This is a genomic window from Corynebacterium sp. USCH3 (assembly GCF_037619475.1).
In the GTDB taxonomy this organism is placed as follows: domain Bacteria; phylum Actinomycetota; class Actinomycetes; order Mycobacteriales; family Mycobacteriaceae; genus Corynebacterium.
Genome location: NZ_JAQPZT010000001.1, coordinates 422,759 through 437,768, shown reverse-complemented (window position 1 = coordinate 437,768; position 15,010 = coordinate 422,759). Strand labels below are relative to the sequence as shown.

At 67.5% G+C, this 15,010-nt stretch carries 15 protein-coding genes; 9 read left to right on the top strand and 6 right to left on the bottom strand.

The genetic code is table 11. The annotated features are described in order from the left end of the window. Positions 1-74 precede the first annotated feature (74 nt). Complete coding sequence (locus PQI66_RS02040; protein WP_339995608.1) at positions 75-374, bottom strand: DUF4193 domain-containing protein; 300 nt, start codon at positions 372-374, stop codon at positions 75-77. A gap of 322 nt (positions 375-696) precedes the next feature. Further along, the gene (locus tag PQI66_RS02035; protein ID WP_445227976.1) at positions 697-1,656 is read right to left on the bottom strand and encodes an inositol monophosphatase family protein; all 960 of its coding nucleotides are present in this window, start codon (positions 1,654-1,656) and stop codon (positions 697-699) included. Between the two features lie 94 nt (positions 1,657-1,750). Here PQI66_RS02035 and ppgK point away from each other — a divergent pair, with 94 nt between their 5' ends. Both ppgK and PQI66_RS02025 read left to right on the top strand, forming a co-directional pair. Beyond that, positions 1,751-2,539 (top strand): polyphosphate--glucose phosphotransferase, encoded by a 789-nt coding sequence (gene ppgK / locus PQI66_RS02030; RefSeq protein ID WP_339995606.1) that lies wholly within the window; start codon positions 1,751-1,753, stop codon positions 2,537-2,539. Positions 2,540-2,641: 102 nt separating this feature from the next. Further along, a complete protein-coding gene (locus PQI66_RS02025) occupies positions 2,642-4,270 on the top strand; it encodes an RNA polymerase sigma factor (protein ID WP_339995605.1) in 1,629 nt (542 codons plus the stop codon). A 96-nt stretch (positions 4,271-4,366) separates the two neighbouring features. Here the strand turns inward: PQI66_RS02025 and PQI66_RS02020 are convergent, their stop codons facing one another. The 3 genes from PQI66_RS02020 to PQI66_RS02010 are packed head-to-tail and all read right to left on the bottom strand — an operon-like array spanning position 4,367 to position 6,750. Further along, positions 4,367-4,747, bottom strand: a complete 381-nt coding sequence (locus tag PQI66_RS02020; RefSeq protein ID WP_339995604.1) for a hypothetical protein — start codon at positions 4,745-4,747, stop codon at positions 4,367-4,369. Between the two features lie 42 nt (positions 4,748-4,789). Next, positions 4,790-6,511, bottom strand: a complete 1,722-nt coding sequence (locus PQI66_RS02015; protein WP_339995603.1) for a DEAD/DEAH box helicase — start codon at positions 6,509-6,511, stop codon at positions 4,790-4,792. Then, positions 6,508-6,750: a DUF3039 domain-containing protein gene (locus PQI66_RS02010; protein WP_244805292.1), complete on the bottom strand. Its 243-nt coding sequence runs from the start codon at positions 6,748-6,750 to the stop codon at positions 6,508-6,510. Before PQI66_RS02010 ends, PQI66_RS02015 begins: the two co-directional genes overlap by 4 nt. Before the next feature lie 161 nt (positions 6,751-6,911). Between PQI66_RS02010 and PQI66_RS02005 the strand changes: the two genes are divergently transcribed. The 6 genes from PQI66_RS02005 (at position 6,912) to galE (ending at position 12,556) form a co-directional block, all read left to right on the top strand. Beyond that, positions 6,912-7,382 carry a DUF3099 domain-containing protein gene (locus PQI66_RS02005; RefSeq protein ID WP_339995597.1) on the top strand — a complete coding sequence of 157 codons (471 nt, stop codon included), beginning with the start codon at positions 6,912-6,914 and terminating at the stop codon, positions 7,380-7,382. Then, positions 7,372-8,952, top strand: a complete 1,581-nt coding sequence (locus PQI66_RS02000; protein WP_339995595.1) for a DUF7782 domain-containing protein — start codon at positions 7,372-7,374, stop codon at positions 8,950-8,952. Before PQI66_RS02005 ends, PQI66_RS02000 begins: the two co-directional genes overlap by 11 nt. After that, the gene (dtd, locus tag PQI66_RS01995) at positions 8,949-9,425 is read left to right on the top strand and encodes a D-aminoacyl-tRNA deacylase (protein WP_339995593.1); all 477 of its coding nucleotides are present in this window, start codon (positions 8,949-8,951) and stop codon (positions 9,423-9,425) included. The genes PQI66_RS02000 and dtd overlap by 4 nt, the downstream gene beginning before the upstream one ends. A 183-nt stretch (positions 9,426-9,608) precedes the next feature. Continuing rightward, positions 9,609-10,706, top strand: coding sequence for a sigma-70 family RNA polymerase sigma factor (locus PQI66_RS01990; protein WP_339995591.1), 1,098 nt, complete (start codon positions 9,609-9,611; stop codon positions 10,704-10,706). Between the two features lie 155 nt (positions 10,707-10,861). Next, positions 10,862-11,551, top strand: a complete 690-nt coding sequence (locus PQI66_RS01985; protein WP_339995590.1) for a metal-dependent transcriptional regulator — start codon at positions 10,862-10,864, stop codon at positions 11,549-11,551. Positions 11,552-11,557: 6 nt separating this feature from the next. Beyond that, positions 11,558-12,556 carry a UDP-glucose 4-epimerase GalE gene (gene galE / locus PQI66_RS01980; RefSeq protein WP_339995588.1) on the top strand — a complete coding sequence of 333 codons (999 nt, stop codon included), beginning with the start codon at positions 11,558-11,560 and terminating at the stop codon, positions 12,554-12,556. On the opposite strand, the gene PQI66_RS01975 is transcribed toward galE, so the two are convergent. Continuing rightward, positions 12,513-13,826 carry a DUF4192 family protein gene (locus tag PQI66_RS01975; RefSeq protein WP_339995587.1) on the bottom strand — a complete coding sequence of 438 codons (1,314 nt, stop codon included), beginning with the start codon at positions 13,824-13,826 and terminating at the stop codon, positions 12,513-12,515. The two genes, galE and PQI66_RS01975, sit on opposite strands and share 44 nt — an antisense overlap. A 162-nt stretch (positions 13,827-13,988) precedes the next feature. Between PQI66_RS01975 and PQI66_RS01970 the strand changes: the two genes are divergently transcribed. Then, the gene (locus tag PQI66_RS01970; protein WP_339995586.1) at positions 13,989-15,005 is read left to right on the top strand and encodes a PAC2 family protein; all 1,017 of its coding nucleotides are present in this window, start codon (positions 13,989-13,991) and stop codon (positions 15,003-15,005) included. The last annotated feature ends 5 nt before the right edge of the window (positions 15,006-15,010 follow it).

Genomic DNA, 15,010 nt, shown 5'->3' with positions numbered 1-15,010 from the left:
CCTGCATCATCGTGCCCCGGGGACGTCGGTGACGTTCCCGGGGCACGGGGTCGCGCTCCCCGACCGGAGGGCGGTCACTCGCAGTCGATGCAGACCAGGTTGCCCTTGCCGTCGTCCTCGGCGATCCTGCTGCGATGCTGCACCAGGAAGCAGACCGAGCAGGTGAACTCGTCGTTCTGCCGGGGAATCACCGATCCGCTGAGCTCTTCACCGGAGAGGTCGGCCATCGGCACGTCGATCGGCTCAACGATGTCCCCGTCATCGGTGTCGTCGACGGCGGGTTCCGCCTTCTCCGCGGCCTTGAGACCTTCGAGGGAGTCAGTCTCGATCTCGTCTTCCGGTCGGGTGCGGGGGGAATCGTAGTCAGTCGCCATGATGATGCTCCTTGGTTCCGTTACCCGTCCCCGGGACGACCCGGCGCCGGATAAGGCTGTGAAGTTACAGATATGCAGGTGTGGTCACGTGTCAGCGAGGCTCCGAAGCCCGTCGAGTCTCCGGGAACCTTCACGCAACGACCGTGGAACACCCTGCCGGTAACGAAGCGTCGGCGGCGGATATTCCCGGCGTGTGACGCGCATACTAAAGCAGCGACGAACCGTTGTCACTTCACCACCCCGACCAGGCGCCCACGGCAACCCTGCACGCACCGGCTCATCCTCCGTCACCTGCGCGGAACCGTCATCGCGCGGGTGCACCCTACTCGCTCGGGAAGGTGACGCCGAGCACCCGCGACGCCAGTGCGTCGACGACGCCGGGTGCGGCGGCGAGGATCCCCAGGCCGTCGCCGTCCCCACGGTCCAGCGGCGGCGTGTACACCACCGCGCCGGAACGTGCCGCGATCAGACTTCCGGCAGCGTGGTCCCACGCCCCCAGCCCGTGCTCGTAGTACCCGTCGAGGGCGCCGGTGGCCACCGCGCACAGGTCCAGCGCCGCCGACCCCATGCGGCGGATGTCCCGGATATCCGGGAGCAGCTCCAGGAGGAGCTCCGCCTGGGACCGCCGACGCGTCGCCCGGTAGGAGAATCCGGTCCCCACCAGGGACGACGACAGGTCGTCGGCGTCACTGCAGGTCGTTCTCCCGGCGACCCGCTCGTGTCCGGGCACCGTCAGCACCAGGTCACTCCCCGAACACGCCGAATACACCGTGTCGTGGGCGATGTCGGCGACCGCTCCAGCGACCGGTGCCCCGTGGACGCAGGCCGCGATACTCACGGCGCTGGAGGGGATGCCGTACACCAGGTTGACCGTTCCGTCGACCGGGTCGACGACCCAGGTGACGCCCCTGTGGTCCAGCGCGCCTCCGTCCTCCTCGCCCAGGATCGCATCCGGAACGCCGCCTGCACCGGGCGTCCCCACTGTCGTGGTCAGTTCCCGGAGACGTCGACGGATGAGACGTTCACTGGACCGGTCGATGGCGGTGACCGGATCCACGTCCGAGGACTTCGTCTCCTGGACAGCGACCCGCCCGACCCGCCCGACGCAGTCCGCGCCATCGACGGCTCTGGCGCGGGCGTCCCGGACATGCACGGCCGCCTCGGCGGCGACCCGGACCGCGATCTGCCTGAGATTCTCGGGACTCCGCTGCCCCAGGACCTCCGACACCGCCGGCGACGGGGTGTCGGTGGTGGTGCGGTCAAGACGTATCAGCTCAGTCATGGTGCCCATCCTGCCATCAGCGGGACCACCTCCCGCTGCTCCCCGTCTGCTCCACCACCTCCCCGGCCTGGCGCAGCGGGTAGCATGCGATGCCATGGCACAGACATCCAGGCAGCAGACGCGGACCACCGCGTTCGGGATCGACATCGGCGGCAGCGGGATCAAGGGGGCCCTCGTCAACCTGGACACCGGTGAGTTCATCGGTGACCGCGTCCGGATCGACACGCCACAGCCCGCGACGCCTGACGCCGTCGCCGACACGGTCGCCGAACTGCTGGACGCCGCCGGGTGGACCGGACCGGTCGGGTTGACCGTACCGGCGGTGGTTCGCGACCAGGTTGCGGTGACCGCGGCGAACATCGACCCTGCCTGGATCGGAACCGACTGTCAGCGGCTGTTCGGGGAGCGTCTCGGCACCGACGGGTCGCCGCGTCGCGTCGTCGTCCTCAACGACGCCGACGCCGCAGGCATCGCCGAGGCCAGGTACGGTGACGCCTCCACGACGCAGGGAACCGTCCTGTTCCTGACCTTCGGTACCGGGATCGGGTCGGCCCTGCTGTACAACGGGGCGCTGTTCCCGAACACCGAACTCGGCCACCTGAACTTCCCCGCCATGGACGCGGAGAAATGGGCGTCGTCCGCGGTCCGCGAGCGCGAGAAGCTCAGCTACAAGGAGTGGGCCCGCCGCGTCGACCGCGTCCTCGGGGAATACGTCCGTATCCTCAACCCGGCGAGGATCATCGTCGGCGGAGGCATCTCGAAGAAACACCACAAGTGGATTCCGGAACTCACCGTGGACGCCGACGTCGTCCCCGCCGTACTGCTCAACCGGGCCGGCATCGTCGGCGCGGCCGTTGCCGTACACGACGGAATGCGCCCCTGATCGCTGAAATTCTCAGCAACTGGGTTATAATTGGGGGTCGACTGTGTTCCTGACCAAGGACCACTCACTGCAAGTCCCCTGACCCCGCAAGAAAGGTCTTTCGTGGCGGCCCACACCAGTTCCACCTCCGGTAACGACACCGAGGGCACCGACGCCCCCGGCACTTCGGCAGCGTCGGCCGGTCGAAAGGTGGCCAAGAAGACCACCGCGAAGAAGGCCGTGCGCACGGCGGCACGCAAGGCGGCCACTCCGGTGACCCCGACGGCGGCGCCCACCGCATCCTCCACGGCTCCTGTGACCGGCGCCGAGGACGACGCCGCCCAGCAGCCCGCCGCGGAGAAGGCGCCCCGCACGACGGCAGCGAAGAAAACGGCGGCGAAGAAGACCGCCGCCAAGAAGACCGTCAGGAAGACCGCGGCGAAGAAGACCGCCGCCAAGAAGGTCGCCGGACGTGCCGCCAAGGCCGCCGTCACCGACGACGGCGCGACTGAGCAGGTGCGCGTGCAGGCCACGGACACCACTGCGGACACCTCCACGGACCGGGACGAGAATGACTCGGCCGACGGGTTCGACGACATCGACGATCTCGACGACGACCTGGGAATCGACGGTGCCGACGTGGATGAGGTCGACGACGTCGCAGACGTGGACGACGACAACGACGAGTCCCCCGCTGTCGTCACCCCCGCCGGGGCCGTCTCCGACGGCGACGATGACGACGATGACGACAAACAGGAGTCCGGCAGCTTCGTCTGGGACGAGGATGAGTCCGCCGCCCTGCGACAGGCACGCAAGGACGCCGAGCTGACCGCCTCCGCCGACTCCGTGCGCGCCTACCTCAAGCAGATCGGCAAGGTCGCCCTGCTCAATGCGGAGCAGGAGGTGTCACTGGCCAAGCGTATCGAGGCGGGCCTGTACGCCCACCACAAGATGGACGAGTTCAAGCAGAGCGGCGAGAAGATCTCGCCGATGCAGCGCCGCGACTTCCGCGAGATCGAGCGTGACGGCCGTAAGGCCAAGAACCACCTGCTTGAAGCGAACCTGCGACTCGTGGTGTCTCTGGCGAAGCGTTACACCGGGCGCGGCATGGCCTTCCTGGACCTGATCCAGGAGGGCAACCTGGGCCTGATCCGCGCCGTCGAGAAGTTCGACTACACCAAGGGATACAAGTTCTCCACCTACGCGACCTGGTGGATTCGCCAGGCGATCACCCGTGCGATGGCGGACCAGGCCCGCACCATTCGCATCCCGGTGCACATGGTCGAAGTCATCAACAAGCTCGGTCGTATCCAGCGTGAGCTGCTGCAGGATCTCGGTCGCGAGCCCACCCCGGATGAGCTCGCCCGCGAGATGGACATCACCGTGGACAAGGTGCTGGAGATCCAGCAGTACGCGCGTGAGCCGATTTCCCTCGACCAGACCATCGGCGATGAGGGCGACAGCCAGCTCGGTGACTTCATCGAGGACTCCGAGGCCGTCATCGCCGTTGACGCGGTGAGCTTCACCCTGCTGCAGGACCAGCTCCAGGACGTCCTGCACACCCTCTCCGAACGCGAGGCCGGTGTGGTCAAGCTACGTTTCGGACTCACCGACGGTATGCCCCGCACCCTGGACGAGATCGGCCAGGTCTACGGGGTCACCCGCGAACGCATCCGCCAGATCGAGTCGAAGACCATGTCCAAGCTGCGTCACCCGTCCCGCTCGCAGGTGCTGCGCGACTACCTGGACTGAGCCACGCCGCCCCCGGCGCTCCCTGACATCCGCACTCCCCGGCCCGTGCCGGGCCAGCCCACGTCCGCTGTGCCCCACACGGGCCGGGATGTTGTGCTAGGCGGCCTCGTCGCTACGTCGGTCCTCGATGCACTGCCGTAGTGCCTCACCTGACGTCGACGAACAGTCCTGCAGCGTCTGGGCCGTACTGGTCGTGACGACCCCCGCCAGTGCCACCGCGACGATGGACAACGCCACGGCGATCATGGGGTACCCACGGCTCAGGTGTGCCGACCGCAGCGCGACGATCAACGCGATCAACGACACCAACAACACGACGACGCTGATGATCAACCCCACCCACGGAAACAGCGCGGCCGGCAGTGCCAGCACGGCCAGTACCACGGCCGCCAGTCCGAGCCGGCTCTGGGCGCGCACCTGCCGGGGCTCTGCAGTCACGGGGGATTCGGCGCGTCCGGCCGGATTATTCTTCACCATGCTCCCCAGCCTAACTGACCCTCCCTGCCGTCCCGGAGGTACTCACCAGTCCCGCAGATAGGCGATACGGTCGCGGAGTTGCTCCGCGGTACACAGCGCCGTCGGCGGACCACCGCAGTTGCGTCGGACCTCGTTGTGGATCGCGCCGTGGGGCCGACCGGTACGCTGAGACTTCGCACCGACGAGGGCGTTCAGCTTCTTGCGGAGGCCCGGAAGCTCCTCGCTGGCGACCTTCTTCGTCTCGGGTTCCCCGGACGCGGCGGAGTCACCACCGGCCGGAGTCCGGTCTGTCTGCGTCGCCGCACGGTCGCGGTTGTCGAGCTGGCTGGACTGACGCGCACGCAGAAGCGTCTTCATCTGCTCGGCGTCGAGCAGTCCCGGCAACCCGAGGTACTCCTGCTCCTCAGCGGACCCGGTCATCGTGGCCGTCCCGTAGGTCGACCCGTCGAAGATCAGACTTTCGAGCTCGGCCTCCGCACCCAGCGTCTCGTAGCCACCGGGTTCGTCGGGTTCGTTCTCCTCCTTGTTCGCCTGGGCCAGCAACTCATCGTCCCAGCCCTCGTTGGGACGGTCCGGTTTGCCCAGGACGTGGTTGCGCTGACGTTCCATGTTCGACGCGAGATCGAGCAGAACCGGGACACTGGGCAGGAAGACGCTGGCCGACTCGCCCGGTCGACGCGACCGCACAAAACGGCCGATGGCCTGCGCGAAGAACAACGGCGTCGAGGCGGACGTCGCGTAGACCCCGACCGCCAGGCGGGGGACGTCCACGCCCTCGGACACCATGCGCACCGCGACCATCCAGTGCTCGCTCGAGTCCGAGAACTCCTTGATCCGGTCGCTGGAACCCTGCTCGTCCGAGAGCACGACGGTGACTCTGGTCCCCGTGAGTTTCTCGAGTATGGCTGCGTAGGCGCGCGCCGTCGTCGTGTCCGTGGCGATGACGAGTCCACCGGCGTCAGGAATCGACTCACGCAACTGCATCAATCGGGTGTGTGCCGCGCTGAGGACCGCCGGGATCCACTCGCCTTTGGGGTCCAGTGCCGTCTTCCAGGCTCGCGCCGTCTGTTCGGCGTTGAGCGGGGTCCCCAGCCTGGCCTCGTACTCCTCACCGGCGCTGTCCCGCCACCGGGCCTGGCCGGAGTACGCGAGGAAGACCACCGGACGCACGACACCGTCGGCGAGTGCGTCGGAGTAGCCGTAGGTGTAGTCCGACTGGGAGACCAGCGCCCCGTCAAGCTCCTTGTACTGGACGAACGGGATCTCCGAGTCATCCGACCGGAACGGGGTCCCCGTCAACGCCAGCCGGCGTTCAGCCTGTTCATAGGCGAAACGCACGCCGTCGCCCCAGCTCTTCGCGTCGCCGGCGTGGTGGATCTCGTCGAGGATCACCAGGGTCTTCCGCGCCGTCGCGACCTGGTAGTGCTTGGTCGGCTTCATCCCGACCTGGGCGTAGGTCACCGCCACACCGTCGTGGGCGTTGTTCACCGCCGAGGAGTTGGTGAACTCGGCGTCGATGGAGATGCCCTGCCGCGCTGCGGCCTGCGCCCACTGGGTCTTCAGGTGCTCTGTCGGCACCACGATGACCAGTCGCTGGACGACACGACTGTCGAGCAGCATCCGTGCCACCGTCAGCGCGAAGGTCGTCTTGCCCGCGCCCGGGGTCGCCACCGCAAGGTAGTCCTGCGGAGCGGCGTCGATGTAACGTCGGAGTGCGGCCTGCTGCCAGGCACGGAGGGTGCCGTATGCGGTGGCCCCACTCACTTCTTCCGGAGCCCCTGGTAGATGCTTTCGCAGTCGGGGCACACCGGCGAGCCGGGCTTGGCCTGTTTGGTGACAGGGAATGTCTCGCCGCACAGGGCGACGACCATCCTGCCGTTGATCGCGGAGTCGACGATCTTGTCCTTCTTGACGTAGTGGAAGAACTTCGGGGTGTCGTCCGAGGTCTGGTCTTCGGTCCGGACGTCGGGCCGCTCAATCGTTGTCGTTCCAGGAGTAGTCACGTCCCCATGATGCCCTCCCCCGGCCAGGTTTTCCACCCGCGCCGGTCCCGGCCGCGGCCCTGCACGCGGCGACACCTGCTGCACCGGGCCTGCCCCGGGCAGGTTCCCAGGCAGGTCCCCGGGGGGTTGTGGTCCACACCCACGGGACTACGGTTGTGGCCATGTCCCAGCACCTGTCCCGCCGTCGTCGAAGTGAGGACGTCTCGGTCATCACCGATGCCCGACGCTCACCCCTGGACGACTGGCGCCACCGCCGCCGACTGTACGCGGCACTCCAGCTGGCCCGTATCCCCCTGCTCATGGCGGCGGTCGCCGCCTATGCCTGGTTGCACAGCCCGGTCGTCGCCGCCGTCTTCGCGGTGATCTCCCTGCCGTTGCCGTGGGCCGCGGTACTGCTGGCGAACGAGAAGACCGATGACCGGGAGAAGGGTGAGCCGAAGGTGTACAAGCCGGCGCTCGCCCGCCGGTACCGGGACTCCCTCACCGACCCCCAGTTATCTGCACCTGCCCGTGGAGAACTCGGGCAGTCCGGCCCGGGGTCCGCCCACACCGTGATCGACGCCGACAGCGACGCCGACGACAGCACAGACACCGATCCTGTACAGGAGAGTAACGAGAACCATGACCGTTGACGCGCACGCACCGTGCCTCGGAGACCTCGTCCTCGCCCTGGGTGTCATGGACTACGGGACGCCGTTGCTGTTGAGGACCCTCGGACGCGAGGGCTACGACGATGCCGTGGCGGGAAACCCCGGCGGCGCCGGATGGCACCTCGACAACCGCTCTGCGGCCGGGCAGGCACCCTCGCGGGACGTCCTGTTGACCCGGACGTTCTTCCTCCGGGCTCCGGTGACCGTCGACGCGCTGTCCGCCGTACTGGGCCCGGCACTGGTGACTGAGCTGCTGGCGGCCGGGGCCCTCACCCGTGCCCACGAGGAGCGGGACCTCCCCGACACGGTGCGTTCCCAGGTCGACGTCCGGCCGGTGTCACATGGGGTCCACCGGCCGGACGGGTCCGAAGCTCTCGTCGTCTCCGACCCCGACACCTCCCTGGAGGCCAGGGTGCCGGGACCGGACCATGTCCCCGGGGTCGGGCAGGCGCCGCTGACCCTGCTCAACCAGGTCCCGTCGGGCCGGGTGCAGCGGCTCCTCGACCTCGGCACCGGCTCCGGTGTCCTGGCGCTGACCGTGGAGGCGGACCATGTGGTCGCCACCGACGTCCACGACCGTGCCCTCGGCTTCGCCCGCGCGTCGCACCGGTCCGTCACCGACCGCACCGTCGACTGGCGGGAGGGCAGCTGGTTCGAGCCCGTCCACGGGGAGCAGTTCGACCGGATCATCTCGAACCCCCCGTTTGTCGTCGGCCCCGCTCAGGATGGCCAGATCTACCGCGACTCGGGGCTCTCGCTCGATGATGCCACCCGCACCGTCGTCCAGGGGGCGGCGGCACATCTCGCCCCCGGTGGCACGGCGCACCTCCTGGGCGCCTGGGCGACGTCACTGTCAGAATCCGCGGCCAGTCGCGTCGCCGGGTGGATCCCCGCAGACGGGATCCGCGCCTGGATCGTCCAACGCGATGACGTCTCCCCCTCCCGGTACGTGCGGACCTGGGTCACCGACGCCTCGGTGGACCTCCGGTCCGAGGACGGGGGCACCCGGGTGCGCCGGTGGCTGGATCACCTCCAGGAACACGATGTCACCCGGATCGGCATGGGCTACGTCCACCTGCAGCGTATAGACGGCCCCTCGGAAGTCACCTTCGAGGTTCTCGACTCCCCCGATCTCGGACATTTCGGAGACGAGGTCGCCGAGTACTTCCTGCGCGCGGAATGGCTGGCCGACCAGGACGCCGAGGATATTCTCGACGACCGGTTCCAGCTACGTCCCGGGTTGGCCCGTGACGTCGTCGAGGTGGCGAAGGCCGGGCAGTCCGGTGCCACCGACCCGGGCTTCCGCCCGGAGGTCATCAGACTCACGCGGACGGACGGTCCGGGATTCAGCCACGACATCGACCATGCGCTCTCGTCCATCCTCGCGGGACTGTCGCCGGACGGGTTGTCGCTACGTGATGTCGCGGGCCTGTACTGCGCGGTCAACGACCTCGACGAGGATGAGGTCGCCTCGGACCTGGTCCCGCTGGTGGTCGATCTCGTACGGCACGGGATGGTCCTTCCCGCCTCTCTGATCGAGGGTGTCCGGTGAAGGCTGTCATCAGTACAGTCAGCGAGGCCAGCGTAACGGTCGGCGGTCAGGTCGTCGGTGCCGTCGACGGCGACCGGCACGGCGCGGGACGGGGTGCCCTCCTGGTGCTGGTGGGTGTCGGCCGCGACGACAGCGACGACGCCTGGCGGACCGTCGCCCGCAAGATCGCGGAACTCCGGCTCCTACCCCCGGTCGGAGAACCGTGGACCGGTCGCAGGGATGCGGGGGCCCAGGACAACGGAGCCGAGGTTCTCGTGGTCAGTCAGTTCACGTTGATGGGATCCACCGCGAAAGGCCGCCGCCCTTCCTGGTCGGAGGCTGCCCCGGGACCGGACGCCGAGAAGGTGATCGCCCTGATCACCGACGACCTGCGTCGGCGGGGGCTGCATGTCGAGACCGGCTCATTCGGTGCGATGATGGCCGTCCACTCCACGAATCTCGGTCCCTACACGGTGACCGTCGAGGCGGGGTAGGGACGGGGGTGCCGCCCCTCATGTGCGACCCCCCACAATAGGGGAGTCAGAATTACATTGATGACACCCTCACCTGCATATTCCCAGCCGCACACAGTAAGACACTTAGGCCCGGAACAATTTCCGCACCCGACCCGTTGGACTGGACAGAGCTTCCGACACCGAACCCAGGAGGTCAACCAGATGGGCACCCGCACGACGAAGAACTCCGGCACACCGGACGAGAACGACTTCCTGGAGACCACCCGAGATACGTCGGACACCCCGGCGGAGATCGACGAGCTGACGGGTGCGACCGCGTCACCGTCAGCTGAGGATGCCACCGAGGAAGCGACAGAGGACAAGGGACGCCGCCGGGGGAACAATGAGAATCCCTCCGCGGACCTCGTCCGCGTGTATCTCAACGGCATCGGCAAGACCGCGCTGCTCACCGCCGACGACGAGGTTGAACTGTCGAAGCGTATCGAGGTCGGACTGTACGCCGAGCACCTGCTGGACAACGGCGAGAACCTCACCCGGGCAGCCAAGCGGGACATGAAGGTGCTCGCCCGCGAAGGTCGCGCCGCACGCACACACCTGCTGGAGGCCAACCTCCGCCTGGTCGTCTCGTTGGCCAAGCGGTACACGGGGCGGGGCATGCCGCTCCTCGACCTCATCCAGGAGGGCAACCTGGGCCTGATCCGGGCGATGGAGAAGTTCGACTACGCCAAGGGCTTCAAGTTCTCCACCTACGCGACCTGGTGGATCCGCCAGGCGATCACCCGCGGCATGGCCGACCAGTCGCGCACCATCAGGCTGCCTGTCCATCTTGTGGAACAGGTCAACAAGCTGTCCCGCATCAAGCGCGAGATGTACCAGCACCTGGGCCGCGAGGCGACGAACGACGAGCTCGCCGAAGAGTCAGGCATCGACGAGTCCAAGATCGAGATGCTGCTCAAACAGTCTCGTGACCCGGTGAGCCTGGACATGCCGGTCGGTTCCGACGAAGAGGCCCCGTTGGGTGACTTCATCGAGGACTCCGAGGCCACGGACGCCGAGGCCGCCGTCGTGGCCTCCCTACGCCACTCCGACGTCCGGGCGGTCCTCGACACGCTGGAGGAGCGGGAGCAGGACGTGATCAAGCTGCGGTACGGCCTCGACGACGGCATGCCGCGCACCCTCGACCAGATCGGACGGAGTTTCGGACTGTCACGGGAACGTGTCCGCCAGATAGAACGCGAAGTCATGACGAAGCTCCGTGAGGGTGACCGCGCCGCGCGACTGCGCGAATACGCTGTCTGACGGCACGGCGTGCAGTGCACGCAGGGTCTGCCCGGACCGGGCAACCGCGCCCGTCGTGAACCGTGTACGTTGTAGGGCACCACTGTGTGAACCATCCCGCGAATGCGACCGTGACTCTCTCTGGTCGCATGTGCTCAGAGAAAGGCCAGGGTCGAGTGAAGGACCTCGTCGATACCACCGAGATGTACCTCCGGACGATCTACGAACTGGAGGAGGAGGGCATTCCCCCGCTCCGCGCGCGGATCGCCGAGCGTCTTGAACAGTCCGGACCAACCGTGAGCCAGACCGTCGCCCGCATGGAACGCGACAACCTCCTCTGGATCGCTGATGACCGGTCCCTCAAGCTCACCGAGGAAGGTCGTGAGCACGCCACGGCGGTGATGCGTAAGCACCGCCTGGCGGAACGCCTCCTGGTCGATGTCATCGGCCTCCCCTGGGAGTCCGTGCATGACGAGGCGTGCCGCTGGGAGCACGTGATGGGCGATGAGGTCGAGAAGCGGCTCCTGGGGGTCCTGGAGGACCACAACACCTCCCCGTTCGGGAATCCCGTCCCCGGTCTCGAGAAGCTCGGCGAGTCCTCCGTCGGCAACCCCGACAACTCCCACCGGGCCTCGGACCTGGACCTCAGCTCCCCCCGCAAGGCCACGGTCGTCAGCTTCAACGAGATCGTCCAGGTCGAGCACAAGGTCATCGGCAAGCTCGGGCAGCACGGCATCCGCCCCGGGACGACCGTCACCATCCAGGACACCCCGGACGGCCTAACCCTTCAGACCGCTGACGGCGACAGCGTCGTGGTGCCGGAAGAGCTCGGGCACGCCATCCGTATCGTCGTCGAAGGGAACTGACCGCTGATGGGGCTCGTTGAAGGAGACCACGTCGTCGTCACCGGCGGTGCCGGCTACGTGGGGAGCGTCTGTGCCGCCGTACTCTGCGAGCAGGGTTACCGGGTCACCGTGATCGACGACCTTTCCACGGGAAACCGTGAGGCCGTGCCGTCCGGGGCGACGTTCCTGGAGGGTGATGTCCTGGACCGCGCACCGGAGGCCCTCGCAGACAACTGCGTGGCGGTCTTCCATTTCGCCGCGAAGTCGCTCGTCGGCGAATCTGTCGAGGCTCCTGACATCTACTGGCACGGCAATGTGGTCACCTCACTGCGCCTGCTCGACCTGATGCGTGCCGAGGGCGTTGCCAACCTGGTCTTCTCCTCCACCGCAGCGTGCTACGGGGAACCGGCATCGGTGCCGATCACCGAGGACATGCCCACCGCCCCGACCAACCCCTACGGTGCCTCGAAGCTGTCCATCGACCAGATCATCACCTCCTATGCCCACGCCTATGGCCTGGGTGCCACCAGTCTCCGGTACTTCAACGTCGCCGGCGCCTACGGGAACACCGGCGAGAACAGGGCCGTGGAGACCCACCTCATCCCCCTGGTTCTCCAGGTCGCACTCGGGGCACGCGACCAGATCATGGTGTTCGGGGACGACTGGCCGACCCCGGACGGAACGTGCGTCCGCGACTACATCCACATCCGCGACCTCGCGGACGCACACCTTCTGGCTGCCCGGTCGAACACTCCCGGCACACACCGTATCTTCAACCTCGGGTCGGGAGACGGGTACAGCGTGCAGCAGGTCATCGACACCTGCCGTGACGTCACCGGTCACGCCGTGCCCTCGGTCACCGCTCCGCGTCGTGCCGGCGATCCGGCGACACTGATCGCTTCCTCGACACACGCCATGGACGAGCTTGGATGGGCCCCGTCGCGCAGCGACCTCCACACCATCGTCTCCGACGCCTGGTCGTTCACCTCGCAGCTCGGCGATCGAGCACATTTCGCACGGCGTTGACCGCCCCGCGGTCGAGTATCCGGTCCCACATGGTCTGTTCAGCGTCCCGGCCCGTGGTCGGGACCGCACCCCGGACACTGTCGATCTGGCTGATCCCCTGACTGAGGATGCTCCCGACCGTCCCGGCCGCTGATCCGTCCGAGACTCCGTCACGCAGCACCCCGGCCAGGGTCATCGTCAGCAGGTCGTCCCCCAGCCGGTCATGGTCCTCCATGAACCCCGGACGGGTGCACAGACCGCCGGGCCCCTCCATCTCCTGCAGACATCGGCGTGCCGCCCGGTGCCCCAGTGCCCCATGATTGCCGCACCACCCCAGTACCGCGATGAGCACAAGAGCGCGACTGCGCAACGAGGACCGGGCCAGCCCCGCGGTCTCCAGCAACAGTGCGATCACCACTGTTGCACTGCCCCCCGCGCCGAGAGCGACCAGTGTCGGGAACAGGCTCGTCCGGGTGCACACCGCGTGGACGGTTGTGGCGGTTCCCGTGACCTCGAGCAGCTTCCGGACGGCTCGCCGCGCCACAACCAGCGGCGGTTCATCCGCCCTGTGCAGGTGTACAGCCTCGTCAGCCACCGCGATGACGAGGTCGCGGACATCCGACGGCACCAACCTGGCCTGGTCACCGGTTCCTCCCGATCCCGTTGACCAGGTCTCAGGAACCGATGGTGTCCCCGGCCCGTAGTCCAGCGGATCCAGGCTGCGGTCCAGCGATGCGGACGACGCCCGGGAATCATGGACCGACGACATCCCCGATGACAGCATGGGGCTGCACGCCGGGTCGCTGACCGTCCCGCTACCCACGACCTGCCAGCCGACGCCCACCCCTGTGGGAACCACCTGCAGCCACCGTTCTCCGGCACGAATCGCCTCAACCACGTAGACACCGCTGACGTCCACGGAGTTCTCACACAACTCGGACATCGTCGCGACGAGAGCCTCGACGACCCTTCCGGGAAGCGGCCACGCGTCAGGCGCGACGACGATCACCGCCGCCTTCGCACCCGGCATGTCGTAGACCGCCCCGCACAGCGCGTCCGCCCCCGCCGTTGCCGCACCGGCGATGATGTCGGTTCTGACGACAGGACCGACGGATTCCAGGTGTTCCCCGTGGCAGGTGAGTCCGATCATCACGATGCTCGCTGAGGGGGTGAAACCGAGAAGCCCCGGGACGGCGGCGATGAGTCCGGCGGTGCCGTCGTCGATGACGACCCGGGTCGGGGCACCGGGAATGCGGGGGTGGTGCGAACTGTTGTGCTGGGTGGAAGTCATGGAGACATCCTCCACCGGATAACCGTTCCCGGTTCTCCCGCTCCGACGGTCACGCCAGGAGCATGTGGACAACCCGTACCCTGTGGAGATCCCCTGGTGCGGAACCGGCGACTGGTAGAGTAGTTCCACCGCGTCGCACGTCAGTGAAGGGAGCACACGCACATGTCCGACAGCAATCGTATGTACGAACTCGAGTACCCGGCCCCGTCGGCACGGTCCGGTGAGGGCGAGGACAGCTTGTCGATGGTCATCGCTCTCCAGGGGTACGCTGACGCGGGTCAGGGAGTCCGACAGGCCAGTCAGCATCTGCTCCAGGCGCTCGACCACTCCGTGGTGGCGACGTTCAACGTCGACGAACTGATCGACTACCGCTCCCGGCGCCCCGGCGTCACCCTCGACCACGGACGCGTCGTGGACCGCGAGAACCTGGCGTTGACCCTGCATCGTCTGGAGGACTCCGACGGCCGGCCGTTCATGATGCTCTCCGGTCCCGAGCCGGACCTGCGGTGGGAGGCGTTCAGCAGGGCGGTCGCCGAGCTCGCCGCGCGGTCCGGGGTCGACCGGGTTGTCACGTTCTACTCGGCCCCGATGACCGTTCCCCATACCCGCCCACTCATCGTGACCGCCCACGGATCCGACTCCTCGATGACGAAGGACCTGCGGACGTGGGACTCGCGGATGATCGTGCCGGGGGCCGCCATGCTCGACATCGAGTTGCTCCTGTCGAGAAACGGCCTGTCCACACTCGGCCTGACAGCGCACGTCCCCCACTACATCGCTGCCTCCGACTACCCGGAGGCAGCCTACGGGTTGCTCCACGCGCTCGAGAAGGTCGGCGGGTTGAATCTCCCGCTGCGGGCCCTGGAAGCAGACATGGACAAGGTCCGCCAGCAGCTGGCAGACCAGGTCGACGACTCCGCGGAGATCGCCTCCGTCGTCGGCGCGCTGGAGAGGCAGTACGATGAAGATCAGTCCCGCCAACGCAAGCGTCGGGACAACGCGCTGCTTGCTCCTGGTCAGGATGTCCCCTCCGGCGAGGAGATCAGTGCCGAAGTCGAGCGCTTCCTCGCCAGTACGGTCGACATGACCGACGACAGCGGCAGCGCCACCGACTCCGATGTGCCCGACAATCCCGAGAACCCTGACAATCCCGACGATTCCGACGACCCCGACAGGTAGCCACA